Source organism: uncultured Azohydromonas sp., from assembly GCF_937926365.1.
Lineage (GTDB): Bacteria > Pseudomonadota > Gammaproteobacteria > Burkholderiales > Burkholderiaceae_C > Azohydromonas.
Window position 1 is genome coordinate 1 of the sequence record NZ_CALAOH010000057.1, and the last position, 23,744, is coordinate 23,744.

Annotated in this window: 25 protein-coding genes; 13 read left to right on the top strand and 12 right to left on the bottom strand. The window is 71.3% G+C overall.

Translation table 11 applies throughout. The features are described 5' to 3' along the window. Positions 1 to 386, top strand: a 386-nt coding sequence (locus tag Q0741_RS06185; protein WP_298232324.1) for a helix-turn-helix domain-containing protein, incomplete at its 5' end; no start/stop codon positions are given. Positions 387 to 455: 69 nt separating this feature from the next. On the opposite strand, the gene Q0741_RS06190 is transcribed toward Q0741_RS06185, so the two are convergent. After that, entirely contained in the window at positions 456 to 776 is a 321-nt protein-coding gene (locus Q0741_RS06190; protein ID WP_298232325.1) for a hypothetical protein, read from the bottom strand. A gap of 93 nt (positions 777 to 869) precedes the next feature. On the opposite strand from Q0741_RS06190, the gene Q0741_RS06195 reads away from it, so the two are divergent. Continuing rightward, the gene (locus Q0741_RS06195; protein ID WP_298232326.1) at positions 870 to 1,562 is read left to right on the top strand and encodes an HAD family hydrolase; all 693 of its coding nucleotides are present in this window, start codon (positions 870 to 872) and stop codon (positions 1,560 to 1,562) included. Between the two features lie 20 nt (positions 1,563 to 1,582). Here Q0741_RS06195 and amrS read toward each other — a convergent pair whose 3' ends face one another. Both amrS and amrB read right to left on the bottom strand, forming a co-directional pair. Continuing rightward, positions 1,583 to 2,656: an AmmeMemoRadiSam system radical SAM enzyme gene (amrS, locus tag Q0741_RS06200; RefSeq protein ID WP_298232327.1), complete on the bottom strand. Its 1,074-nt coding sequence runs from the start codon at positions 2,654 to 2,656 to the stop codon at positions 1,583 to 1,585. Then, positions 2,653 to 3,456, bottom strand: a complete 804-nt coding sequence (gene amrB, locus Q0741_RS06205; RefSeq protein ID WP_298232328.1) for an AmmeMemoRadiSam system protein B — start codon at positions 3,454 to 3,456, stop codon at positions 2,653 to 2,655. Before amrB ends, amrS begins: the two co-directional genes overlap by 4 nt. Positions 3,457 to 3,789: 333 nt before the next feature. Here amrB and Q0741_RS06210 point away from each other — a divergent pair, with 333 nt between their 5' ends. Further along, positions 3,790 to 4,089 carry a flagellar protein FliT gene (locus tag Q0741_RS06210; protein WP_298232329.1) on the top strand — a complete coding sequence of 100 codons (300 nt, stop codon included), beginning with the start codon at positions 3,790 to 3,792 and terminating at the stop codon, positions 4,087 to 4,089. 101 nt (positions 4,090 to 4,190) lie between these two features. Then, complete coding sequence (locus Q0741_RS06215; RefSeq protein ID WP_298232330.1) at positions 4,191 to 4,901, top strand: response regulator transcription factor; 711 nt, start codon at positions 4,191 to 4,193, stop codon at positions 4,899 to 4,901. 303 nt (positions 4,902 to 5,204) lie between these two features. On the opposite strand, the gene Q0741_RS06220 is transcribed toward Q0741_RS06215, so the two are convergent. The 7 genes from Q0741_RS06220 to Q0741_RS06250 form a co-directional block, all read right to left on the bottom strand. After that, the gene (locus Q0741_RS06220) at positions 5,205 to 6,179 is read right to left on the bottom strand and encodes a tripartite tricarboxylate transporter substrate binding protein (RefSeq protein ID WP_298232331.1); all 975 of its coding nucleotides are present in this window, start codon (positions 6,177 to 6,179) and stop codon (positions 5,205 to 5,207) included. A gap of 58 nt (positions 6,180 to 6,237) precedes the next feature. Continuing rightward, complete coding sequence (locus Q0741_RS06225; protein WP_298232332.1) at positions 6,238 to 7,323, bottom strand: porin; 1,086 nt, start codon at positions 7,321 to 7,323, stop codon at positions 6,238 to 6,240. A 230-nt stretch (positions 7,324 to 7,553) separates the two neighbouring features. Further along, positions 7,554 to 7,931: a cupin domain-containing protein gene (locus Q0741_RS06230; protein ID WP_298232333.1), complete on the bottom strand. Its 378-nt coding sequence runs from the start codon at positions 7,929 to 7,931 to the stop codon at positions 7,554 to 7,556. An 11-nt stretch (positions 7,932 to 7,942) separates the two neighbouring features. Further along, on the bottom strand, positions 7,943 to 8,938 hold the full coding sequence (locus Q0741_RS06235) for a zinc-binding alcohol dehydrogenase family protein (RefSeq protein ID WP_298232334.1): 996 nt from the start codon (positions 8,936 to 8,938) through the stop codon (positions 7,943 to 7,945). 61 nt (positions 8,939 to 8,999) lie between these two features. Next, positions 9,000 to 9,890 carry a 3-keto-5-aminohexanoate cleavage protein gene (locus tag Q0741_RS06240; RefSeq protein WP_298232335.1) on the bottom strand — a complete coding sequence of 297 codons (891 nt, stop codon included), beginning with the start codon at positions 9,888 to 9,890 and terminating at the stop codon, positions 9,000 to 9,002. A gap of 17 nt (positions 9,891 to 9,907) precedes the next feature. Then, entirely contained in the window at positions 9,908 to 10,678 is a 771-nt protein-coding gene (locus tag Q0741_RS06245) for an SDR family NAD(P)-dependent oxidoreductase (RefSeq protein WP_298232336.1), read from the bottom strand. 26 nt (positions 10,679 to 10,704) lie between these two features. Further along, positions 10,705 to 11,589, bottom strand: coding sequence for a dioxygenase (locus tag Q0741_RS06250; protein WP_298232337.1), 885 nt, complete (start codon positions 11,587 to 11,589; stop codon positions 10,705 to 10,707). 167 nt (positions 11,590 to 11,756) lie between these two features. Between Q0741_RS06250 and Q0741_RS06255 the strand changes: the two genes are divergently transcribed. The 4 genes from Q0741_RS06255 to Q0741_RS06270 all read left to right on the top strand — a co-directional run bounded on the left by Q0741_RS06255 (position 11,757) and on the right by Q0741_RS06270 (position 17,687). Beyond that, a complete protein-coding gene (locus Q0741_RS06255; protein WP_298232338.1) occupies positions 11,757 to 12,812 on the top strand; it encodes a LacI family DNA-binding transcriptional regulator in 1,056 nt (351 codons plus the stop codon). A gap of 291 nt (positions 12,813 to 13,103) precedes the next feature. Continuing rightward, the gene (locus Q0741_RS06260) at positions 13,104 to 13,541 is read left to right on the top strand and encodes a nuclear transport factor 2 family protein (protein WP_298232339.1); all 438 of its coding nucleotides are present in this window, start codon (positions 13,104 to 13,106) and stop codon (positions 13,539 to 13,541) included. A gap of 14 nt (positions 13,542 to 13,555) precedes the next feature. Next, complete coding sequence (locus Q0741_RS06265) at positions 13,556 to 15,121, top strand: methyl-accepting chemotaxis protein (RefSeq protein WP_298232340.1); 1,566 nt, start codon at positions 13,556 to 13,558, stop codon at positions 15,119 to 15,121. A gap of 160 nt (positions 15,122 to 15,281) precedes the next feature. Further along, complete coding sequence (locus tag Q0741_RS06270; RefSeq protein ID WP_298232341.1) at positions 15,282 to 17,687, top strand: GGDEF domain-containing protein; 2,406 nt, start codon at positions 15,282 to 15,284, stop codon at positions 17,685 to 17,687. Positions 17,688 to 17,704: 17 nt separating this feature from the next. On the opposite strand, the gene Q0741_RS06275 is transcribed toward Q0741_RS06270, so the two are convergent. Further along, on the bottom strand, positions 17,705 to 18,808 hold the full coding sequence (locus Q0741_RS06275) for a porin (RefSeq protein ID WP_298232342.1): 1,104 nt from the start codon (positions 18,806 to 18,808) through the stop codon (positions 17,705 to 17,707). A 175-nt stretch (positions 18,809 to 18,983) separates the two neighbouring features. Next, on the bottom strand, positions 18,984 to 19,766 hold the full coding sequence (locus Q0741_RS06280; protein ID WP_298232343.1) for an SDR family oxidoreductase: 783 nt from the start codon (positions 19,764 to 19,766) through the stop codon (positions 18,984 to 18,986). A gap of 308 nt (positions 19,767 to 20,074) precedes the next feature. Here Q0741_RS06280 and Q0741_RS06285 point away from each other — a divergent pair, with 308 nt between their 5' ends. From Q0741_RS06285 to Q0741_RS06305, 5 genes are all read left to right on the top strand, one after another. Beyond that, positions 20,075 to 20,554 carry a cupin domain-containing protein gene (locus tag Q0741_RS06285; RefSeq protein WP_298232348.1) on the top strand — a complete coding sequence of 160 codons (480 nt, stop codon included), beginning with the start codon at positions 20,075 to 20,077 and terminating at the stop codon, positions 20,552 to 20,554. A 13-nt stretch (positions 20,555 to 20,567) separates the two neighbouring features. Beyond that, positions 20,568 to 21,398, top strand: a complete 831-nt coding sequence (locus Q0741_RS06290; protein ID WP_298232344.1) for an alpha/beta hydrolase — start codon at positions 20,568 to 20,570, stop codon at positions 21,396 to 21,398. Next, a complete protein-coding gene (locus Q0741_RS06295; protein ID WP_298232345.1) occupies positions 21,391 to 22,236 on the top strand; it encodes an IclR family transcriptional regulator in 846 nt (281 codons plus the stop codon). The genes Q0741_RS06290 and Q0741_RS06295 overlap by 8 nt, the downstream gene beginning before the upstream one ends. 27 nt (positions 22,237 to 22,263) lie before the next feature. Further along, positions 22,264 to 23,061, top strand: coding sequence for an SDR family oxidoreductase (locus Q0741_RS06300; RefSeq protein WP_298232346.1), 798 nt, complete (start codon positions 22,264 to 22,266; stop codon positions 23,059 to 23,061). 32 nt (positions 23,062 to 23,093) lie between these two features. After that, positions 23,094 to 23,744, top strand: a 651-nt coding sequence (locus Q0741_RS06305) for a thiamine pyrophosphate-binding protein (RefSeq protein ID WP_298232347.1), incomplete at its 3' end; no start/stop codon positions are given.

Below are 23,744 nucleotides of genomic sequence, written 5' to 3' on the forward strand. Positions count from 1 at the left end.
TGTGCGAGCGCGAGAACGTGCGCAAGCGCTTCACGCCCGCGGCGCTGGAGAAGCTCTCCGCCTACCGCTGGCCGGGCAACGTGCGCGAGCTGCGCAACGTGGTGCAGCGTGCCTTCGTGATGGCCGAGGGCGAGCAGATCACCGACGAGTGGCTGCCCGGCAGCGAAGCCGCGAGGCAGCGCGCCACGGGCGCCGGCACGGGTGAGCCTGTCTTGACGCTGCCGATCGGAACGTCGATGGCGGAGATGGAGCGCCAGCTGATCCTGGCCACGTTGCGGCATTTCAAGCAGAACAAGGAACAGGCCGCCGCGGCGCTTGGGATCAGCATGAAGACGCTCTACAACCGCCTCAAGGAGTATTCGGCGGCCTCGCCTGTCGGGGCCTGAGCAGCCAGGTCCGACGCCGCTTGGCCAGACGCCGGCGCCGTCTTGAGGTGCGTGGTCAACCGGGCACGTTCAGCGTTCGTCCTTGAGGAAGTTGCTGTTCTTGCCGCTCTGCACGCCGTGGCTGCCCAGCTCGCTGATGCCGATGCCGCTCACGCCGATGAACTCGCGCCCGGTGCGGGTGTCGCGGATGATGTAGACGCCGCGCCGGTCGCCATAGGCCAGGTCGTCCTTGAACACGCCGATGCGCTCGACCGTCACGCGCGGCGGCTGGCCCGAGGGACCCACCGCTTCCAGCTGTTCCGGCACGGCCAGGGGCATGGTGGGCTTGGGGCCGCAGGCTGCGCACAAGGTGGCGGCGGCCAGGCTGGCGAGAAGGCGGGTGTGTTGCATGTGAATGGGCTCTGTGGAGCATGTCCGAGGTAGGCCGAAGGTATACGGACTCGCGCGAGGGCGGCGTTTGCGCCATCAAGTACTCTGCGCCGCATGCTGAACCTGCAACGAATCCGGGCCATCTCGCTGGACCTGGATGACACGCTGTGGCCGATCTGGCCGACCATCGACCGTGCCGAGAAGGTGCTGCACGAATGGCTCGCGATCAACGCGCCGAACACCGCGGCACTGTTCTCCAGCCCCGAGGCGCTGCGCGAGATCCGCAACCATGTCGGCCGGGAGCGGCCCGATCTCAAGCATGACCTGAGCGCGCTGCGCCTGGAGTCGATCCGCCTGGCGCTGGAGCAGGCCGGGGACGACCCGCTGCTGGCCGAGCCCGCGTTCGACGTGTTCTTTGCCGAGCGCCAGAACGTGACGCTGTTCGCCGACGCGCTGCCGGCGCTGGAGTTCCTGGCCGCGCGTTATCCGCTGGTGAGCCTGTCCAACGGCAACTCCGATCTCGCGCGCATGGGGCTGGACCGCTTCTTCAGCGCCAGCGTCGCCGCGCTCGACTTCGGCGTGCCCAAGCCGGACCCGCGCATCTTCCACGCGGCCGCGGCCGCCGCAGGCGTGCAGCCGCACGAGGTGCTGCACGTGGGCGACGACGTGCTGCTGGACGTGCTGGGCGCGCGCAACGCCGGCATGCAGGCGGTCTGGAACAACCGGGTCCAGGCGTTGTGGCCGCACCCGGAGGCGCCGGACCTGGAAGTCGTCAGCCTCAGCGAGCTGTGCGATGCGTTGAGATGAAGCCCGCGGGCTTCTGAGCCTCAGGCCGCGATCCCGCGCAGCGGGATGCGCCGGCGGCCGAAGCCGCGTTCGAAGCGCTCGAAGTGCCCGGCCACGCGGGTGGCGCAGTGCGGGCAGCGGCCATCGGCGTCCAGCTCGCAGTGCGTCACCAGGTGCCAGTCGCGCTGCACCAGCGCGGCGCCGCAGCCGGGACAGTACGTGGTGCCGCCCTCGGCGTCGTGCACGTTGCCGGTGTAGACGTAGCGCAGTCCCTGTTCACGCGCCATGGCGCGGGCGCGCGTGAGCGTGAGGGCCGGGGTGGGCGGCAGGTCGCGCAGCTTGTAGTCCGGATGGAAGGCCGTGAAGTGCAGCGGCACGTCCGGGCCGAGATCGTCGGCGACCCAGCGCGACAGCGCCCGGATCTCGCCGTCGCCGTCGTTGAGGCCCGGGATCAGCAGCGTGGTGATCTCCAGCCAGCAGCCCGTCTCGTGCTGCAGGTATTGCAGCGTGTCCAGCACCGGCGCCAGGTGCGCGCCGGTCTGCCTGAAATAGAACGCTTCGCTGAAACCCTTGAGGTCCACGTTGGCGGCGTCCATCTTCGCGAAGAACTCGTGCCGCGGTGCCGCGTGGATGTAGCCCGCCGTCACCGCCACGCTGTGGAGGCCCAGCGCGCGGCAGGCATCGGCGGTGTCCATGGCGTACTCGGCGAAGATCACCGGGTCGTTGTAGGTGAAGGCCACGCTGCGCGCCCCATGCCGGCGGGCGGCCTGCGCGATGTCCTGTGGCGAGGCCTGGTCCATCAGGCGGTCCATCTCGCGGCTCTTGGAGATGTCCCAGTTCTGGCAGAAGCGGCAGGCCAGGTTGCAGCCCGCGGTGCCGAAGGACAGCACGCTGGAGCCGGGCAGGAAGTGGTTCAGCGGCTTCTTCTCGATGGGGTCGATGCAGAAGCCCGAGCTGCGCCCGTAGGTGGTGAGGACCATGGCGTCGTCCACGCGCCGGCGCACGAAGCACAGCCCGCGCTGGCCCTCGTGCAGCCTGCAGTCGCGCGGGCACAGGTCGCACTGCAGCCGCCCGTCGTCGAGCAGGTGCCACCAGCGGCCCGGGTGGTCGCTCATCCGGCGTCCTCCTCGAAGACGATGGCGCCGTAGCCAACGACGCGGTGGCGGTCGCCTGCGGTGTCGCCGGAGTTGCGCAGATCGAGCAGCCGCGCGCGCAGGCCGTGGCGCCGGGCCAGCAGCAGGGCGCCGTTGATGGCGGTGGCGCCGCAGGCCTCGTGCGTTTCGAGCGCGGGCTCGCCGGCCAGGATGCGCCGCGCCGTCGCGCGGTCCAGTGCCTGGGCCTCGGCGTGGCCCAGGTAGTGCGAGAGGTCGGAGCTGATGACCACCAGCGTCCCGGCACCGTCCCACAGCCGCTCCAGCACCTGCGCCACCTCTTCGGCGTCGGCCTCGCCCACCACCAGCGGCACCAGCGCGAAGTCGCCCAGCACGGCCTGCAGGAAGGGCAGCTGCACCTCGATGGCGTGCTCGTGCTCATGAGCGCGGTCGTCGCAGCGCACCTGGGGCAGGTCGCCGAGGCCGCGCAAGGCGGCCGTGTCCACGGGCACCTCGCCCAGCGGCGTCGCGAAGGCTTGTGCCGAGGGGAAGGCCAGCCCGCGCAGCGGCACGCGATGCGCGGGACCCAGCACGGCCACCCGGCGCACGCCGGCGGCGCGGCCCTGGCTCAGCAGCGCGTAGGCCGAGGCAGCCACCGGGCCGCAATAGGTGTAGCCGGCATGCGGCGCGATCAACAGCCTGGGCGCGCTGGCGGCCGGCGCACTGGCGGCGCCGGCCAGCAGCGCGGCGATCTCCGCGCGCAGCGCCGGCGCCGCGGCGGGGTAGAACAGGCCGTCCACGACGGCGGGACGCAGCGCTGGCATGGCGGGCTCCTGGTGTCCACTGTGCGCCACGGGGGCCGTACCTTCAACGCGGGACACTGCCCGCACCAGGGTCGTCCAACGGCCGAGGCTCCAGAGCCAGCCGCGCCAACCTGGGCACAGCAGCCCGGGCGAAGGCAGCACCTTCAGCATGACGCTGCGGCTGGCGCTTGCGGACACCTAGAAAGCAACCGGCCCAATTTTCCCGAGTCGTGGGCCGTGCGAAGCACGGTGGACAACGGATACCTATCGAGATGGCCGGTTGCGCTCAACAGGCGCGCGCACGTGCCGATAAGGGCAGCAACGACGGCGCTCACAACATGCTTCGCTCGACCCATGGACACACCCCTGCTGAGTTACTACGAAGCCATTGAAGCGGCCAGTGCCAACATGCTGGCGGCCGCGCAACGCGGCGACTGGAAGGAGGTCGCACGCCTGGAAGACGCTTGCGACAGCCTGATCGACGAGCTTCAAAGCGTTGCCCGACAGACGGTTCTGGCGGGCGAGCAGCTTGCGGCGAGGTCTTGCCTCATGGAGCGCATCCTGGCCAACGATGCGCAAATACGCCACTTGGCCGAAGCCTGGTTCGACCGCAACGGCGCCATGAAGGAGAGCTGCTCGCACGCGTTGTCATGACGGCCGGGCCGGCCGGCCCACGATGGCAGGCATTGTGCTTAACACGCGTGGGCGTGCAGCCGGGGAACGCTGCGCGCGCTACTACATGCATGGGAGGTGCAATGGAAAACATCCTGATCCTGGAAGACTTGCCGCAAATCCGTACATGGCTCAAGAGCCTGACCAATGAGCTGTTTCCTCAGGCGCGCATTGCGGAAAGCGCCCGGGTACACGACGCCTTCGGGCTGATCTCCGTGATGCGCTTCGACCTGGCGCTGATCGACCTGGGCCTGCCGGACGGCTCCGGCGTGGACGTGGTGTCGGCGCTGCGCGAAAAGCAACCGCATGCGCAGTCGGTGGTCGTGAGCATCCACGATGACGACGACCACCTGTTTCCCGCGCTACAGGCCGGCGCCTACGGTTACATCCTCAAGGAGCAGCCGCGCGAGCTCATTGCCGACCAGCTGCGGCGCATCAGCCAGGGCGAGCCGCCGCTGTCGCCGTCCATCGCGCGGCGCGTCATGGCTTACTTCGCCGCGCTGCCCAAGCCCGACGCCGACCTGATCCCGCACGTGAAGCTCACGGAGCGCGAGCGCGACGTGCTGCTGCGCGTGGCCAAGGGCTTCACGTTGCCGGAGATCGGCGTGCAGCTGAACCTGTCGCGCCACACCATCGCCGACTACGTCAAGCAGATCTACCGCAAGCTCAACGTGAGCTCGCGTGCCGAGGCGGCCCTCGAAGCCCAGCGGCTGGGACTGTTCAACCGCAGCAGCCCCCAGGCGGTACCGCCCGTGCCGGCCGTGCGCGCCCCTGGCATGCGCAGCTATACCTGAGCCGCGGCGGGTGCCCTACGGTCCCCGCCCTGGCGCCGATCGGGACAGGTATTCACGGCGGATGCGCGCGCGGATCGTTGCCGGGTCAACCGGCACGTGACGCAAGACAACATACGCGAGACATCCAGCTCCTCAGCGCCCACCCTGTCGAGCTGGGTTCCTGTTGTCCCCTTGTTCGCCCTCTACCTTCCTCATACGCCATGCCACGGCAACCGGGGAAGGTTGCTTTCGGCATGCAAAGGGCGGATCAACGAAGGGAAGCTTCGGAATCGGTTGGGGTAATTCGCGTATGTTGTAGTTGGCTCAATCGACCTTGATCCCCGCCTGCCGGATGAGCGATGCGGTCGTCGCCATCTCCTGCGCCACGCTGTCGGCGAACTGCTGTTGCGTCAGCGTGGGCACCTCGGCGCCCACCTTGGCCAGGGCGGCCTTGACCTCCGGCAGCTGCAGCACCTGGGCGGTGGTGGCGGACAGGCGCTTGACGAGCTCGGCCGGCGTGCGGGACGGCACGAACATGCCGACCCAGAAGGTGTAGTCCGAGCCGGTGTAGCCAGCCTCCACCGTGGTGGGCACCTTGGGCAGCGCCGCGGAACGGGCCTGCGAGCCCACGGCCAGCGGCACGAGCTTCTGCTCGTGGATCAGCGGCAGCGCGCTGACCAGCGGCGCGAAGTACCAGTCCACCTGCCCGCCCACCACGTCCAGCAGCGCCGGCGGCGTGCCGCGGTAAGGCACGTGCGCGGCCTGGATCTTCGCGGCGATGCGGAATTTCTCCGCGTTGATGTGCGTGGCGCTGCCGTTGCCCGCGGAGGCGTAGGTCATCCTGCCGGGCTGGGCCTTGCGCACCAGTTCCTCGACGCTGCGGAGGCCGCTGGCCGGCGACACCACCAGCACGTTGGGCAGCGTCGCCAGCATCACCACCGGCGTGAAGTCCTTGAGCGTGTCGTACTTCAGCTTCGGGTACAGCGCCGCGTTGGCCACGTGCCCGGCCGAGTGGATCAGCACCGTGTGGCCGTCCGGCGCGGACGAGGCCACCTGCGCCGCGCCCAGCGTGCCGCCGGCGCCGGGCTTGTTGTCCACCACGATGGTCTGGCCCAGCGCCTTGGAGAGGTGGTCGCTGAGCACGCGCGCCACCACGTCGGTGCCCGAGCCGGCCGTGAACGGCACGACGAAGGTGATGGGCTTGCCGGAAGCGGCCGGCGCCTGCGCAAAGGCGGACGCGGTGCCGAGGGACAGCGCGACGGCGAGGGCGGCGCGAACGGATTTCAGAACGGAAACCATGGAGAGACTCCTTCGAAAGGACAGGACTCGTGCAGGAGGCTGAAGGCCGCTTCGCGGCTCAGAAGCTGTGGCGCAGGCCCACGGCCAGGACGGACGGCCGCTGGCCCGCGGCGACGCCGATCTCGTTGATGGCGAAGTCATAGATCGCCGCGCGCTCGTTGCGGATACGGCTGTAGAAGGCGTACAGCGCCGTGCGCTTGGACAGCCCGTGCTCATAGCCCAGCGTGAGCTGCGAGGCGCCGGTGTCCGCGCCGCTGCGGAAGAAGCCGACCGTCTCGGCGGACGGCCCCTTGCCCTCGGCCGCGCGCGCATAGCCCACGCGCAGGCTGCCCGCGCCCAGGCGGTAGGTGCCGGAGAGGTACCAGGCGTTGCGCGTGAGCTCGCCCGAGGCCGTGCCGTAGCGCAGCCGCTCCACCACCGCCGCCACCCGCGCGGGGCCCGATTGCCAGGCCGCGCCCAGCTTGCTGGCCGTGTCGGTGCTGTCGGCCGTCTGGTAGTTGTGATGGCGCTCGTGCGCGGCGGTGAGTTGCCAGGGGCCGCCCTCCCAGCTCAGCGAGCCGGACCACAGCGAGGGCTTGCTGCCGGTGTCGGGGTGGGTGTCCTCCCGCAGGCCATGCGCGATGCGGGCCGACAGGCCCTTCCACTTCGGCGACCAGTACTGCACCTGGTTCGCCTGGCGCCGGTCGAAGGAACTCGTGTCCGACAGGTGCGTGGCGTTCGGCGCGGAGCCGTTGCCCATCAGCGCCATGTAGCCCGCCGTGGTCGGATAAAAGGGGTCGAAGCCGGCGGTGGCCGAGGTGTAGGGCAAGGTCCACACGCCCGCGAACACCGTGCCCCACGGGCCCGACAGGCCCACCCGCGTGTCGCGGTTGGCGATGTTGCCGGCCCCGGTGTCCACCGACACGCCGCCCTCGATCTGCCAGATCGCCTTCAGCCCGTCTCCCAGCGCCTCCTCGCCGCGGAAGCCGATGACGGATCGGTAGTTGCTCAGCCGCGTCAGGTTGCCCAGTTCCGAACCGCTGACGCGCACGTGCTCGATGCCGGTGTTGACGCGGCCATAGACCGTCACGCTGCCGGCGCCCGCGGCCTGCGCCCAGGCACCGCTGCCGCAGCCCAGCAGCAAGGCCGCTACGGCGCCCTTCATTCCAGTTCGCGATGGCCGGTGAAGTAATCCCGTCATGCCCGCGAAGGCGGGCATCCACCCTGGCCGAGATGCCGCCCGGTGTTCGTGGACACCCGCCTGCGCGGGTGTGACGGGTTTGCTCGGGTGGCCGTCACACACGGTCATCACTTGTCTCCTGTATTTCATCTGTCTTCCTGTGTCTGGTTGATGACTGGTGCCAGGGCAATCGATTGCCCGAACGCCCCAAAAAATCAGCGCTCCGCCGCCAAGGGCTGTGCCGTCGCGGGCGCTTGCGGCATCACCAGTAGCACCCTGCACGGCACCGTGCCGGGGTTGAGCAGCCGGCGCGGCTCGCCCGGCGCGATGCGGCAGCTGTCCAGCGCCTGGAGCCGGGCCGTCGCGGGGGCATCGCCCTGCGTGCCCACTTCCAGCTCGCCTTCGAGCACGACGTAGAACTTCTCGACTGCCGAGGCCGCGAGGCTGGTGCCGCCGCCGGGCTCGATCACGGACAGGCCGATCCACAGTTGGTCGGCCGGTCCGGCCTCGCGGCCCTGCAGCCGGCGCATGGCCATGAGCGCGTGGCCGGGCGCGCCGTAGCGCGGCGCTTCCTCGATACGGACGACATGCATGGCCGTCCCCCTCAAGGCGCGAGCACCACGCGCTCCATGGAGCCGGAGAGCACGCGCCGGTAGGCCTCGGCCGCCTGCTCCAGCGGCAGCAGCGTCGCGTCGTCCACGTCGAAGGCCTTGAGCGAACCATCGTCGAAGCCGGGGAGCAGCGCATTGAGCGTATCGGCGCACTCGGCGGCGCTGAGCTTCAGGCTGTCCACGCCCAGCATCTGCAGGTTGCGCCGGTAGAAGGCCAGGATGTCGAAGGGCACGCTGCGCTCGATGGTGGAGATCAGCACCTGCGTGCCGCCCACGGCCAGCGTGTCCAGCGCGAGCTGGAAGTAGGGCGAGCCCACGGTGTTGTAGGCGATGTCCGCGCCGCGTCCCTGCGTCGCGTCCAGGATGCGCTGCGCCAGCGCCGGATCGCCCGCGCGGAACACCTGCACCTCGTCGCTGGCATGGCCGACGTAGCGGCTGCCGTCGCGCTCCACGCCCAGCACGCGGGCACCGGAGCGGGTGGCGAGCTGGATGGCGGCCTGCCCCACCTTGCCGTTGGCGCCCAGCACCAGCACCGTCTGCCCGCGTCCGCGCAGCCCGGCGCGGCGCAGCCCCTCGTGAGCGGTGATGAAGGGCACGCCCACCGTGGCGGCCGCGGCCAGCGACACGCCGGCGGGCTTGCGGCTCAGGGCGCGCAGCGGCAGCACCAGGTAGCGGGCATGGGTGCCGTCGCGCACCATGCCGAGGTCGCCGCCGGTGCCCCACACCTCCACGCCGCGCCACTCGGCCGGCCCGGCCACGACCACGCCGGCGAAGTCGCGCCCGGGCGTGCGCGGCCACACGGCATGCGGCATCAGCCCCAGCGCGGCCTTGACGTCGCTGGGATTGACGGCCGCCGCCTTCACCTCGACCACGGCGTGGCCCTCGGGTGGGACGGGCATTTCAGCCGGCAGCAGCTGCGGCGCCAGCGCCGCGGCGTCGGCCGCCTGCTGGCTGAGGACGAGCTTGCGCCCAGGGGTGTTGGTGCTCATGGTGTGCTCCTCGATGGGTCGATGTCCCGGCCGCATGGGCCGGGGTGAAGTGGATGCGGAATCAACGCCGGTTGCTTTCCGGCAGCTTCCAGAGGCTGCGCGCCTCGGCGGCGGAGGCCAGCCGGCCGCCCAGGTCCTCGACGATGCGCCGCGCCTTGGCGACCAGCTCCGCGTTGCCGCGCGCCAGCACGCCGCGGTCGAGGACCACCGTGTCCTCCAGGCCGATGCGCACGTTGCCGCCGAGCAGGAAGGCCTGCGCCACCGCGGGGAAGGCGTGGCGGCCGATGGAAAAGGCCGACCAGGCGGCACCCGCCGGCAACAGCGAGCGGGCGTGCGCCATGGTGGCCGGCGAGAAGGGCATGGCGTAGCGCACGCCGTGCACCAGCGTGAACAGGCCCGGCGCCTCCAGCACGCCGTCGTCCATGAGCTTGCGGGCCAGCACCAGGTCGCCGCTGTCGAAGCACTCCAGCTCCGGCACCACGCCGGCCTCGCGGATAAGCCGGGCCATGCGCGCGACGCTGCGCGGCGTGTTCATCACCACCTGCTCGCCGGAGTTCATGGTGTTGAGGTCCAGCGAGCAGATGTCCGGGCGCAGCGCGGTGATGTGCTCCACGCGGCGCTCGGCCGGCAGCAGCGTGGTGCCGGGGCCCGCCACGCGCGGGTCGTCCTCGCCGGGCACGAAGCGCCCGCCGGGGCCGGTGGTGAGGTTGATGATCACGGCCGGGTCGTGGCGCCGGATGGCCTGCACCACCTGGGCGTAGAGATCGAGGTCCATCGAGGGCGCGCCGGTCTTCGGGTCGCGCACGTGGATGTGCACGGCGGCGGCGCCGGCCTCGGCGGCGGCCAGGCAGTCCTCGACGATCCGCGACGGCGTGATCGGCAGATGCGGCGACTGCTCGGGCCGGGTCAGGTTGCCGGTCACGGCACAGGTCAGGACGGTGAGCGGGTCCATGGTCATGCTCCTCCCGCTCAGCCCAGGTGGCGCCCGCCGTCCACCACCAGGATGCTGCCGGTGGCGTAGCGCAGCGAAGTCGCGCACGCAACGATGGCGGCGGCCACGTCGTCGGCCGTGCCGACGCGCCGCAGCGGCAGCGTGGCGCCCACACGCTGGTTGAAGTCCGCGTCGCGCCCGGTGACGAAGGCGGTGTCCACCACGCCCGGCGAGACGGCCAGCACGCGAATCTGCGGCCCCAGCGTCTTCGCCAGCGCCCGGGTGGTCGCATCCACGCCGGCCTTGGCCGCCGCGTAGGCCAGGTTGCTGCCCAGGCCGGTGAAGGCGGCGATGGAGGAGACGTTGACCACCAGACCATCCTCGCAGGCGCGCAACTGCGGCGCGAAGGCGCGCAGGGCGGCGAAGCTGCCGCGCCAGGTGACGGCGAAGATGTCGTCGATCAGGCCGTCGCTCAGCGCATCCAGGTCGGCCGCCGGCACGGGCCGCGTGAAGCCCGCCGCGTTGACCAGGATCGACGCGCCGCCGGTGCGGGCCTTCACCTCCTCGGCCGCTGCCGCCAGCGAGGCGCTGTCGGTCACCGAGGCCGGCACCGCCAGGTGCCCGCCGCCGGGCAGCGTGGACAGCACCTCGGCCGCCTGCCGCGGCGCGTCCTTGTGCAGCAGCACGATGCGCGCGCCGAGCGCGGCCAGCCGCGCGGCGGTGGCGCTGCCGATGGCGCCGCTGCCGCCGGTGATGGCGGCAACCTGCCCGTCCAGGCGGTCGCGCGGGGCAAAGCTTCTTTCTTGCATGGTGGTTCTCCAGTGGGGCAGGCGGTTCAGGGCAGCGGGCAGTGGGGCAGGCGCGTCTCGCCGGGCTCCAGCCGCAGCTCCACGTCGAGGCGGTAACCGCCCTCGCCATCGGGCTCGAAGCGGCGCAGCAGCGAGCCCACGGCGCCGAACACCACGTCCTCGAAGGCGTTGGGGTCCTCGATGTCGAAGAACTGCGTCGCCAGCACCCGGTAGCCCTCGGCCGCGGCGATGAAGTGCAGGTGCGCCGGGCGCATCACCTTGCGGCCCTGCGCCGCCAGCAGCTCGCCGCAGGGGCCGTCGGTGGGCACCGGGTAACCGGCGGGCCGCACGCTGACGAAGGAGAAGCGGCCCTGCGCGTCGGTCTCGAAACGGCCGCGCAGGTTCATGTCCTCCTGCTCGGGGTCCTGGTTGTCGTACAGGCCCTTGGGCGAGGCCTGCCAGGTCTCGACCCGCGCGCCGGCGATGGGTTGGCCGTCGAGCGTGGTCACGCGGCCGGTCACCGTCAGCCGCGGCCCCGGCGTGGACGCCGAGCTGATGGTGGCGCCGTGGGGCCGCAGCGGCTGGTTGGCGCGCCAGAAGGGGCCCACCAGCGCCGGCTCGGTGCCGCCGGCCTCCATGGCGTGGCGCGCGCTGCGCAACTGCACCAGCGTGGCCAGGCCCAGGATGTCGGCCAGCAGGATCCCCTCGTGCTTGCGCGGCCCCGTGGCCTTGCCGATGGCCACCAGGAAATCGAGCCCGGCCTGCAGCTCGTCCGGCGTGAGCTCCACCTCCAGCGCGAAGGCGTGCAGGTGCCGGACCGCCGCGGCCAGTACCTGCTTCAGGCGCGGATCGCGGGTCCCCTCGTTGGCGCGCAGCACGGCGGCCAGCAACGCCTCCGGGCTGGAGGAAGGCAAGGGTCGGTCGGTGCTCATTCAAGGTCTCCTGTAGGGCAATCGATTGCCTTCAGCGTAGGCGACAGTGCGGCGCAGAGTCAAGGCGCTTTCCCTGGTGACCAAACGGCTTCACACCGGGCGCTTGACCGCTACCGGACGGAGAGGCCTAAAATGGAGGCAAACGTTTGCCCGCTTCTGGAATCGCCATGACCGCCTCAACTGCCGCTGCCGCCGGGCCGGTGACGATCGACGACATCGCCCGGGCCGCGGGCGTGCATCCGGCGACGGTGTCGCGGGCGCTGCGCGGCGTCAGCGGCAAGGTGTCGCCGGACAAGCGGGCGGAGATCGAGCGCATCGCGCGCGAGCTGGGCTACCAGCCCAACGCGGTGGCGGCCTCGCTGCGCACGCGGCAGACCAACATCGCCGCCATCGTGGTGCCGGACCTGGGCAACCCGCTGTTCGGCCCGATCGTGCAGGGGCTGGAGCAGGCGCTGCGGCGCCACCGCCTGCTGTGCCTGGTGGCGCAGACGCCGGTGGCGCCGGCCGAGCGGCGGGAGCTGATCGTGGCGCTGGCCAACCGGCAGGTGAGCGGGCTGCTGATCCTGGCGGCCGAGAGCGACGACCCGATGCTGGAGGTGGCCCGGCAACGCCGGCTGCCCACGGTGCTGGTGAACCGGGGCTCGGGCGACCGCGAGTTCTCCAGCGTGGTCAGCGACGACCGCGAGAGCGTGCGGCTGGTGCTGGAGCACCTGCGCGGCCTGGGCCACCGCCGCATCGCGCACATCGCCGGCCCGGCCGCCTCATCGACGGGCCGGGCGCGCCGCGCGGCCTTCGAGGAGATGACGCGCGCCCCGGGCTTCGAGGCCTGCCCGGTGGTGGAAGCCGCGGCCTTCACCCGCGCCGCGGGACAGGACGCGGCCGGGCGGCTGCTGCACGCCGGGCCGCGCCCCACGGCGCTGTTCGCGGCCAACGACCTGATCGCGCTGGGCGCGCTGGACGTGCTGCGCGCGCAGGGGCTGGCCGTGCCGCGCGACCTCTCGCTGGTGGGCCACAACGACATGCCGCTGGTGGACCTGATCGACCCGCCGCTGACCACCGTGCGCGTGGCGGTGGAGCAGATGAGCGCGCAGGGCGCGTCGCTGTTCATGGAGCACCTGCGCGAGCCGGCGCTGGCGCCGTCCACGCGGGTGCTGATGCCCACGCTGGTCGTGCGCGGCTCCACGGCGGCGCTGGATGCGGGCGCAGCGCACGAGGCCGCGTAAACGCCAGCCAGCTCCCAACGGGCGGGACCGGGCCGCGATGTGCCGCGCGGGCCTTGCACAGGGCGCGTGTCCGCGCCTTGATCGCACGCAATGGTGTATACAATTCGGCATGCGATACGGATCGTCACCACGCCGCCCGGCCTTCGGAGCCTGGCGGGGCGTGCGTACCGGTATCGGCATGTCCGTCGCCGCGGCGCCCGTGCCGGCGTGAGAACGCCGGGCTCAGGTCGCGACAACCGCGCTTCACAAAGCCCGCTGTGGTGAGGCGCATGGTTCACATGAAAGCGCTCCATGGCTCATCAAGTTGCGGGGGCAACTCCGCAGGGCATCTCTTTCCGGAACAACCAGGCGCTTGACCTCTCGGGCCTGAGCCCCGAGCAGGCCGCGGCGTGCGCGCCGATCGAGCAGTACTTCCTCGGCCATGCCCGGGACGACGCCTCGCACATGCGCGCGGCCTTCCTGCCGACGGCGCACATCGAATCCATGCGCGAGGGCGTGTTCACGTCCTGGCCGCTCGACGTGTACTGCGAGCGCTTCAAGGGCACGCCGGCTGCCGATGAGTCGACGCGGCGCCGCGTCATCGACTGGATCGACGTGCAGGGCAGCGCCGCCTGCGCCAAGGTCACGCTGGTGCACGGCGCCACGACCTTCAGCGACTACTTCGTGCTGCTGAAGACAGCCGAGGGCTGGAAGATCGCCAACAAGGCCTTCCACGGGCAGCCGACCTGATCGGGCATCGGACCATGCTTCGACTGTCGAATCTGAAGCTGCGTACCCAGCTGGGCGTGGCATTCCTGTGCATCGTGGCGCTGGCCGTGGCGCTGGGCGGCTTCTCGCTGCTGCAACTCGGCCGGGTCCATGCCAGTACCCATGAGATCGCCGCGTACCGGCTGCCCAGCATCAAGGTCGTGGACGAGATCAACCTCACCATGAACGAGATTCGCCGTTCGGAGCTGGTTCACTACCTCGCCGAGGACGAGGCCGGCAAGGCGCGCCAGGAGCAGTTCATTGCCGGCCAGCGGCAGCGTCTGGCGCAGCAGCTGCAGACCTATGAGCCGTTGGCCCGCTCCGCCGAGGAGCGCCAGGCCCTGGACCAGTTCAAGCAGAGCGCGGCGCGCTACTGGCCCATCAGCGAACGCATGATCGCGCTCTCGCGCGCCGGGCTGGGGGGCAAGGCCGAGCTGGACCGGCTGCTGGGCGGCGACTCCTTCAAGACCTTCAACCAGATCCGCGACGCGCTCGCGCAGCTCACGGCGCTCAACAGCCGGGCGGCCGACACCGCAGAGGCCGAGGCGCTCGGCACCTACGAAAGCTCGCGCAGCGGCGTCATCGGCGTGCTGGTGGCGCTGGTGGCCCTCGCATCCGCGTTGGCGGCGTGGATGACGCGCCAGATCACGCGTCCCCTGGCCCAGGCCATCGCGGTCGCGGAGCGCATCGCCGACGGCGATCTCACGGTGCAGACGCAGGCCCGCGGCCGGGACGAGACGGCCCAGCTGCTGCACGCGCTGGGGCACATGCGGCAGCGCCTGGTGTCCATCGTGCAGGGCGTGCGCGGCAATGCGCAGGGCGTGGCGACGGCCAGCGCGCAGATCGCCCAGGGCAACGGCGAGCTCTCGGGCCGCACCGAATCCCAGGCCAGCGCGCTGGAGGAAACCGCGGCGTCCATGGAACAGCTGGGCTCCGCGGCCCGCCTCAACGCGGACCATGCGCGCCAGGCCAACGAGCTGGCGCAAACGGCCTCCACGGTGGCCCGGCAGGGCGGGGACGCGATGGCGCAGGTCGTGGAGACGATGCAGGGCATCAGCGACAGCGCCAGCCGCATCGCGGACATCATCGGCACCATCGACGGCATCGCGTTCCAGACCAACATCCTGGCGCTCAATGCCGCGGTGGAAGCGGCGCGTGCGGGCGAGCAGGGCCGGGGCTTCGCCGTCGTGGCCGGCGAGGTGCGCACGCTGGCGCAGCGCAGCGCGGAGGCGGCCCGGGAGATCAAGGCGCTCATCGGCGCGAGCCTGGAGCGCGTGGACCGCGGCTCGCACCTGGTTGCCCAGGCCGGCACGACGATGCGGGAAGTGGTCGCGTCGATCGCCCGTGTCACGGACATCGTGGGCGAGATCAACACCGCCAGCCGCGAACAGAGCGCGGGCGTGTCCCAGGTCGGCGAGGCCGTGGCCCAGATGGACCAGGCGACGCAGCAGAACGCGGCCCTGGTGGAAGAGAGCGCCGCCGCGGCCGCGAGCCTGCGGCAGCAGGCGGAGCAGCTGGTGCAGGCCATGGCGGTGTTCAGGGTGGGCACGACGGTGGCGTGATGCCTCAGGGCTTCCCCGCTGTCGGCGGTTGCATCGGCACCGGAGTGAGCCGCCACACCCATACCCGAGCCGGCGCCGGGGTCTGCTGACGTTTGGTCCGGGAAGGCGTACACGGACGCCACCGGCCCACCCGGGCCTTCCGCGAAACCTCACCATCACCATGCAGGACATCGGCTCGCAGCAGGATGAACGGGACCGCCTGGAGCGCGCCTTGCGCCTGCTCAGCGGCTGCAACCGCGCGCTGCTGCGCGCCCGGGACCAGGACGCGCTGCTGCGCGACATCTGCCGGGTGGTGGTCGAGGAGGCCGGCTACCGGCTGGCGCGCATCGGCCGGGCCGAGCACGACGAAGTGCGCAGCGTCACGGTGCTGGCGCAGGCCGGCGTTGAAACCGATGGCAAAGAACTCGCCGTGTTGTGCTGGAGCGATACCGAGCACGGGCGCAGCGCCACGGGCACGGCCATTCGCACCGGCAAGCCGTTCCTGATCAACGACGTCCATGGGGGCGAGTTCCCGCCGCTGTGGCGCGAGTTCTCGCGCCGCTACGGCATCGGCTCGCTGCTGGCGCTGCCCTTGCGCATCGACGGCGAGGTGTTCGGGGCGCTGACCATCGGCGCGCCCGAGGCCGACGCCTTCGGCGGCCGGGAGCGGCAGGTCCTGGACGAAGTGGCCGACGACCTGGCCTTCGGGCTGGAGGTCGTGCGGCTGCGCCAGCGCCAGGAGCATGCGGAGGCGGAGGTGCGGCACCTCAACCGCGCCTTGCGCGCACGCGCCGCCGTCAACCACGCGCTGCTGCAGGCGGCCGACGAGCCCGCGCTGCTGCAGGAGATCTGCCGCGTGGCGGTGGAAGAGGGCGGCTACCGGCTGGCCTGGGTGGGCTACATCGAGTCGGAAGACGACGTGCTGGCGGTCAAGCCCGTGGCGCATGCCGGCCTGGACGAAGGCTTCCTGGCCTTGCCTCGGCGCTGGAAGAACTCCAGGAGCGGCCCGGCCCTGGCCGAGCACCTGGAAGCCGGCCAGCCCCTGGTGATCCAGGACGTGATGCACAGGGCCGACTACCCCTTCCGCCAGGACGCGCAGCAGCGCGGCTACAGCTCGGTGGTGGTGCTGCCGCTGCGCATCGAGGGCCGGCTGGCGGGCGCCTTCCACATCCTGGCGGCGGAAACCGACGCGTTCGACGCGCACGAGGTCGAGCTGCTGATGAACGCCGCCGCCGATCTGGGTTATGGCATCGGCGCCCTGCGCAGCCGCGTCAAGGCCGAGGCGGCCGAGGCCACCATCCGCCGCATGGCCTACTTCGACGCCGTGACGGGCCTGCCCAACCAGGCACGGCTGCGCGAGCTGCTGGAGGAGGCCATCGCCGAGGCGCGGCAGGAGCGCCGGCCGCTGGCTTTCGTGCGCATCGGCCTGGAACACCTGCGCGAGATCAACGAGGCGCTGGGCAGCAGCGAGGTGGACCGCCTGGTGGACGCCGCCGGGCAGCGGCTGCAGGCGCTGGTGGGCCGCGCCGGCACGCTGGGCCGGCTCACGGAAGCGGAGTTCGCGCTGCTGCTGCCGCGCATGGGTGCCGAGGCGGCATGCCGGCTGGCGCAGCAGTGCGTCGCGGCGCTGGACGAGCCGGTGGACGTCTCCGGCTTCCTGCTCGATGCCCACTGCAGCGCCGGCATCAGCCTGTTCCCCGGCCACGCGCATGACGGGGACGGGCTGATCCGCCGCTCCGGCATCGCGCTGACGCAGGCGCGCGGCGCGGGCACGCCGGTGGCGGTGTTCAAGATCGGGCTGGACCGCGAATCGGCGCAGCGCATGGCGCTGATGAGCGAGCTGCGCGGCGCCATCGAGCGCGACGAATTGCAGCTGTACTGCCAGCCCAAGCTGCGCATGGCCTCGTCCGAGGTCTGCGGCGCCGAGGCGCTGGTGCGCTGGCAGCACCCGCGGCTGGGGCAGGTCAACCCGGGCGAGTTCATCGGGCTGGCCGAGCAGACGGGCCTGATCACGCCGCTGACCTACTGGATGCTGGACGCGGCGCTGCGCCTGAGCCACGCCTGGCACGAAGCCGGCCAGCGCGCGCAGCCGCTGTCGATCAACCTGTCCGCGCGCGACCTGCACGACCCGAAGCTGCTGGAGCGCATCGAGCATGCGCTGGCGACCTGGGGCGCCGAGCCGGACTGGATCGAGTTCGAGCTGACCGAGAGCGCGCTGATGCTGGACCCGGTCGCCGCGATGGAGACGCTGGTGCGGCTCAAGCGGCTGGACCTGCGCCTGGCGATCGACGACTACGGCACCGGCTACTCCTCGCTGTCGTACCTGCAACGGCTGCCGGTGGACGCGATCAAGATCGACCAGTCCTTCGTGCGCGCCATGCGGCACGACGACGGCTCCACCGCCATCGTGCGTTCCACCATCGAGCTGGCGCACAGCCTGCACCTGCAGGTGGTGGCCGAGGGCGTGGAGGACGACGAGACCTTCGGCGAGCTGGCGGCGCTGAAGTGCGACATGGCGCAGGGCTACGTCATCTGCCGCCCGCTGCCGGCACAGGAGTTTCAGCGGTGGTGCGCGGGCCACGCCTGAAGGCGTGGCGGGCGGACTCAGAACGCGTGCCGCATCCCGATCATCACCCCCGTCTGCGACTCGCCGGCCAGCGGGTTGGCGCCCGGAGCACCGCCGCTGACCGACAGCGCCAGGCTGCCGTCGTTGCGGATGTGACCAACCGTGGCGTACACCGCCGTGCGCTTGGAGAAGCTGTAGGTGCCGCGCAGGCCCAGCAGCGTGGCCTTGTTGTCGCTGTCCTTGAAGCGCAGCTGGTGCAGCTGGCCGTCCAGCATGAATGCCGGCGTCAGGTTGTAGGCCGCGCCCAGATACCAGAGGTCGCTGCGCGGCGTCACGGGGTTGCCCTCGTTGTCGCGGCGCAGCAGGCCGGCGCTCAGCTTCAGGTTCGAGAGCTTGACGTAGCCGTTGGCCGAGACGCGGGTGTCCTTCTGCCCGCTGCTGGTCAGCCCCGCGAAGGCGCCCGGGCCGCCGCGGATCTCGTCGATGGACAGCGCGGCGCCCCAGGACGCGGCGTCGTACTTCAGCATCGCGGACCACTCGCGGCAGGCGCTGCGGTCGGCCGCGTTCTCGCCGGGGCAGTTGGTGCCGCCCGGGCTGGGACCGGCGTTCACCGCGTCGCGCCCCAGGCTGTAGGTGGCGCCCACCGTGAAGCCCTTGAACGTGCCCCGGTACGCCAGCGCGTTGTCGGCGCGGGCGTTGGGGATGTAACTATCGAGCGAGCCGGTGCCGTAGACGTTGGGGCCCAGGATGTCGGCGTCCAGCAGCGACCAGAACAGCATCGTGTACTGCCGCCCCAGCGACACGGTGCCCCAGTCGCCGGACAGCCCGACGAAGGCCTGCCGGCCAAAGAGGCGCCCGCCCTGCATGGAGGTGCCCGTGTCCAGCGCCAGGCCGGACTCCAGCGTGAACACGGCGCGCAAGCCGTTGCCCAGGTCCTCGTTGCCGCGCAGGCCCCAGCGCGAGGGCAGCGTGGCGGTGAGCGTGGGTACGCGCGTGAGGCCGTCGCCCGAAGGGCCGACGTTGGTCACGTGCTCCACGCCGGTGTCCACCAGGCCGTAGAGCGTGACCGTGCCCTGCGCCTGCGCGCCGGTGACGAGGGTGGCGGCCAGGGCCAGGATGGGCGAGAGGTGCCGGGGTTTCATTCGAATGTCTCCTTGGTGAATGAGTGCTGTGCCGCCGTCGGGACGAGTCAACCCAGGCCGCCGGGACGGCGTCCGGCAGCCGGGCAAAAGGAGTCCGGGCCGCGTCGCCGCGGCTTGATTCACGGGTGCTGAGGGGGCCGCGGCCTGCGCAAAGGCAGGCCCCGGCGCCGGTGGGTCAGTGCATGACGAAGCCGCCGTTGACGGCCAGCAGCTGGCCGGTGACGAAGCGCGCCAGCGGCGACAGCGCGAACACCACCGCGCCGCTCACGTCCTCGGGCAGCTGCTCGCGCTGCAGCGCGCGCTGCTCCACGTACAGGCGCTGCCGGGCCTCGGGCACGTACTCCGTGGCCTCCACCAGCGTCAGCCCCGGCGCCACCGCGTTGACGGTGATGCCGTCCGCGCCCAGCTCGCGCGCGAGCGAGCGCGTCATGGCGATGACCGCGCCCTTGCTGGCGACGTAGGCCATCAGGTTCGGCGCGCCCCACAGCGGGGTGTCGGAGGCGAGGTTGACCACGCTGCCGCGGCCGGACGCCTGGAGCGCCGCCGCGCAGGCGCGCGTCATGAGCCAGGTGCCGCGCACGTTGACGTTCATCACGCGGTCCCAGACCTCCGTGTCCAGCGCCTGCATCGAGCGTCCGCCGGAGTTCGTGATCGCGCCGTTGTTGACCAGCCCGTCCAGGCCGCCCAGCAGCGTGGCGGCCCCCTCGGCGCAGTGCGCCACCGAGGCCGGATCGGCCAGGTCCAGCGCCAGCGCCTGCACGTCCAGCCCGCGCTCGCGCAGCGCGGCGGCGGCCTGCTGCGCGAGCTCGTCCAGCACGTCGGCGATCACGACGCGCCCGCCGTGCCCGGCGATGGCACGCGCGAATTCCAGTCCCAGGCCGCGCGCGCCGCCGGTGACGAGGACACGGTGGCCCTGGAGAAGTGAGGAAGAAGAAGAAGGAGGAGGAGCGGTGTTCATGAGGCTTCGGTCGTTCAGCTCAGGGCCAAGGGGCAGGGCGCCAGGCAACAGCTTGTCGGCGTTGTTCATAAGAGAAACATAAGTTCATTACTGAACTGCTGTTCTCTTCAACGTAGACGGCGTTTTCGCGGCAGCCATCAGGGTTAACGCGCCCCGTCCAGTGATTGGGAATGGCTTGACGCAGCGCAGACGAAGCCTATACTTCGTTTTACTGGCTGTCCAACGTTTCATTAGTGAAACACAACGAGGCAAACATGACCCAATCCGCTACCACCGACTTTCCCGAACTGCCCGAGGCGCCCGCCGGCATGAGCTTTCAGCAGTGGATGGAGTCGCGCTGCGCGCTGCACCGCACGCGCCGCTACGACTGGAACGCGCTGAAGTTCCAGGCCGACTTCGATCCGAAGTACCGCCGCGCGCAGATGCGCTACCTGGGCACCGGCGGCACGGGGGTTTCGGCCGACAGCAACACGGTGCCGGCCGAGCACTTCACCTTCTCGACCATGATCATTCCGGCCGGCAACGAGGGCCCGATGCACCTGCACACCGACGTGGAAGAGGTGTTCTTCGTGCTGCGCGGCAAGGTCAAGGTGATGTGCGAGAAGGACGGGCAGACCTGGGAGGCCATCCTGGGCGAGCGCGACCTGATCTCCATCCCGCCGGGCGTCTACCGCGGCGAGATCAACATCGGCGAGGAGGACGCGCTGATGTGCGTGATGCTGGGTGCGAACAAGCCGATCACGCCCACGTATCCGCCCGAGCACCCGCTCGCCAAGATCAAGCGCTGAGGCGGAGAGCGGCATGAGCCTGTCGATTCCTTCGCTGCGCCGCGTGCGCTGCTCGCAGGGCGAGCTGGCGTGGCGCGAGGCCGGCACCGGTCCGGCGCTGGTGCTGCTGCACGGCATCGGCTCGGGCTCCGGCTCGTGGCTGGGGCAGTTCGAGGGGCTGGCCGACCGCTACCGCGTCCTGGCCTGGGACGCCCCCGGCTACGGCGACTCCACCCCGCTGGCCGAGGCGCATCCGCGCGCCGGGCATTACGTGCGGGCGCTGGACGAGTGGCTGCAGGCGCTGCAGATCGAGACGCCGCTGCTGCTGGGCCATTCGCTGGGCGCCATCGTGGCCGCGGCCTGGGCCGCGGCGCGGCCGGACGCCGTGGGCGCCCTGGTGCTGGCCAGCCCGGCCCGCGGCTACGGCCAAGCCGAGCCGGCGTTGCGCGAGGCCAAGTACCGCGAGCGCGTCGAGCTGGTCGAGCACCTGGGCATCGAGGGCCTGGCCGCCACGCGCGCCGCCGGCCTGTGCGCCCGCCGTGCCGATGCGCAGGCCATCGAGCGCGTGCGCTGGAACATGGCCCGCGCCACGCCCGGCGGCTACCTGCAGGCGGCGCACCTGCTGGCCCACGACGACCTGATGACGCACCTGCGCCAAGCGCCCGCGCCGCGCGCGGTGCTGTGCGGCGAGCACGACCGCATCACGCCGCCGGACGCCTGCGAGGCGGTGGCGCTGGAGGCCGGCGCGCCCTTCGTGCGCCTGCCCGGGGTGGGGCATGCCTGCTATGTGGAAGATGCGCGGCGGTTCAACGATGAACTGGATCGTTGCCTTTCTTCCCATTTCCAAGGAGCTCTCCATGGCTGACGCCGACAACAACAACGACAGCGACCGCTACACCGTCCCGGGCCTGGAGCGCGGGTTGCGCCTGCTGTGCGAATTCAGCCGCCGCGAGCCCACGCTCACGGCCCCCGAGCTGGCCCGGCGCCTGGGCGTGCCGCGCTCCACCGTGTTCCGGCTGCTGGTGACGCTGGAGAACATGGGCTTCGTCGAGCGCACCGAGGACGGCCGCGCGCACCGGCTGGGCGTGGCGGTGCTGCGCCTGGGCTTCGAATACCTGGCCTCTCAGAGCATCAACGAGCTGGGCCGCCCGCTGCTGGAGCGCATGCGCGACGCCACCGGCTACGCCGCCAGCCTGGTGGTGCGCGACGGGCGCGACATCGTCTACATCCAGCGCGCGGCAGCGAATTCGCCCTTCGCCAGCTCGGTCAACGTCGGCACGCGGCTGCCGGCGCATGCCACGGTGCTGGGCCACGTGCTGCTGAGCGACCTGTCGCTGTCGCAACTGCGCAATCTCTATCCCGAGTCGCGGCTGGAAGGCACCAGCCCCAACACGCCGGCCAACGCCGACGCGCTGTTCGAGCTGGTGCAGCAGACGCGCAGCCGCGGCCACGTGCTGGCCGAAGGCTTCTTCGAGCCGCACATCTCCACCGTGGCCGCGCCGGTCTACGGCGAGAACGGCCACGTGGCGGCGGCCATCGGCCTGACCGTCCCCGGCGGCCAGATTCCCGAAGAGCAGCGCGCCAAGCTCGTCGCCGAGGTGCGCGGCGCCGCCACCCAACTGTCCACGCTGCTGAACTACAGCGGCGAGCCGCCCGCGTCCGAGGCCGCGCCCATCGCGCTGCAACAGGCCCGCGCGCGCTGACGTTTCCAACGCAACCGGAACCTTCCCATGTTGACCTTCGACCTCCACGACACCACCGCCGTCGTCACCGGCGGCAGCTCAGGCATCGGCCTGGCCACGGCGCGGCTGTTCCTGCGTGCCGGCGCCGCCGTGGCCCTGTGCGGCCGTGACGAAGCGCGGCTGCAGGCCGCGCAGCGCCAGCTGCTGGAGGAGTTCCCGCAGGCGCGCCTGCTGGCGCACGCCTGCGACGTGCTGCAGCGCGAGCAGGTGGAAGGCTTCGCGCGCCGCGTGGAAGAGCGCTTCGGCGGCGCGGACGTGCTGGTCAACAACGCCGGACAAGGGCGCGTCTCCACCTTCGCCGACACCAGCGACGAGGCGTGGACCGAAGAGCTGCGCCTGAAATTCTTCTCGCTGGTCTACCCCACGCGGGCCTTCCTGCCGCTGCTGCAGCGCAGCGGCAAGGCCGCGGTGGTGTGCGTGAACTCGCTGCTGGCGCTGCAGCCCGAGGCGCACATGGTCGCCACCTCGGCGGCGCGCGCGGGCACGCAGAACCTCATCCGCTCGATGGCCACCGAGTTCGCGCCGCTGGGCATCCGCGTCAATTCCATCCTCATCGGGCTGGTCGAGTCGGGCCAGTGGCAGCGCCGCTTCGAGGCGCGCGAGGACAAGTCCGTGGGCTGGGCGCAGTGGACCGCCGCGCTGGCCGCGCGCAAGGGCATCCAGCTCGGCCGGCTGGGCAAGCCGGAGGAGGCGGCGCAAGCCATCTTCTTCCTGGGCACGCCGCTGTCGTCCTACACGACCGGCGGCCACGTCGATGTCTCCGGCGGCCTGGCCCGCCACATCTGATCCGTTTTCCCCTGTAGTTCGGAAGGTTCCCCATGAAAGTCACCGTCGGACATGCGATCGCCGCGTTCCTGGAGCGCTGCGGCGTCAAGGCAGCCTTTGGCGTCATCTCGATCCACAACATGCCGATCCTGGACGCGATCGCCGAGCGCGGCGCCATCCGCTTCGTGCCGGCGCGCGGCGAGGCCGGCGCCACCAACATGGCCGACGCCTGCGCCCGCACCACCGGCACGCTGGGCGTGTGCCTGACCAGCACCGGCACCGCGGCCGGCAACGCCGCCGGCGCGATGGTGGAGGCGATCACCGCCGGCACGCCGCTGCTGCACATCACCGGCCAGATCGAGGTGCCCTACCTCGACCGCGACCTGGCCTACATCCACGAGGCGCCGGACCAGCTCACCATGCTCAAGGCCGTCTCCAAGGACGCCTGGCGCGTGCGCAGCGCGGAGACGGCGCTGGCGACCTTCAAGCTCGCGGTGCAGACCGCGCTGACCGCGCCGGCCGGCCCGGTGAGCGTGGAGGTGCCCATCGACATCCAGGGCACGCTGATCGACATGCCTTCCGAGCTGGACCTGGAGCCGCTGCCGGTGGCCGTGGCCCGGCCGGACGAGCGCGCGGTGGACGCGCTGGCCGAGCGCTTCGTGCAGGCGCGCCGCCCGCTGCTGTGGCTGGGCGGCGGCGCGCGC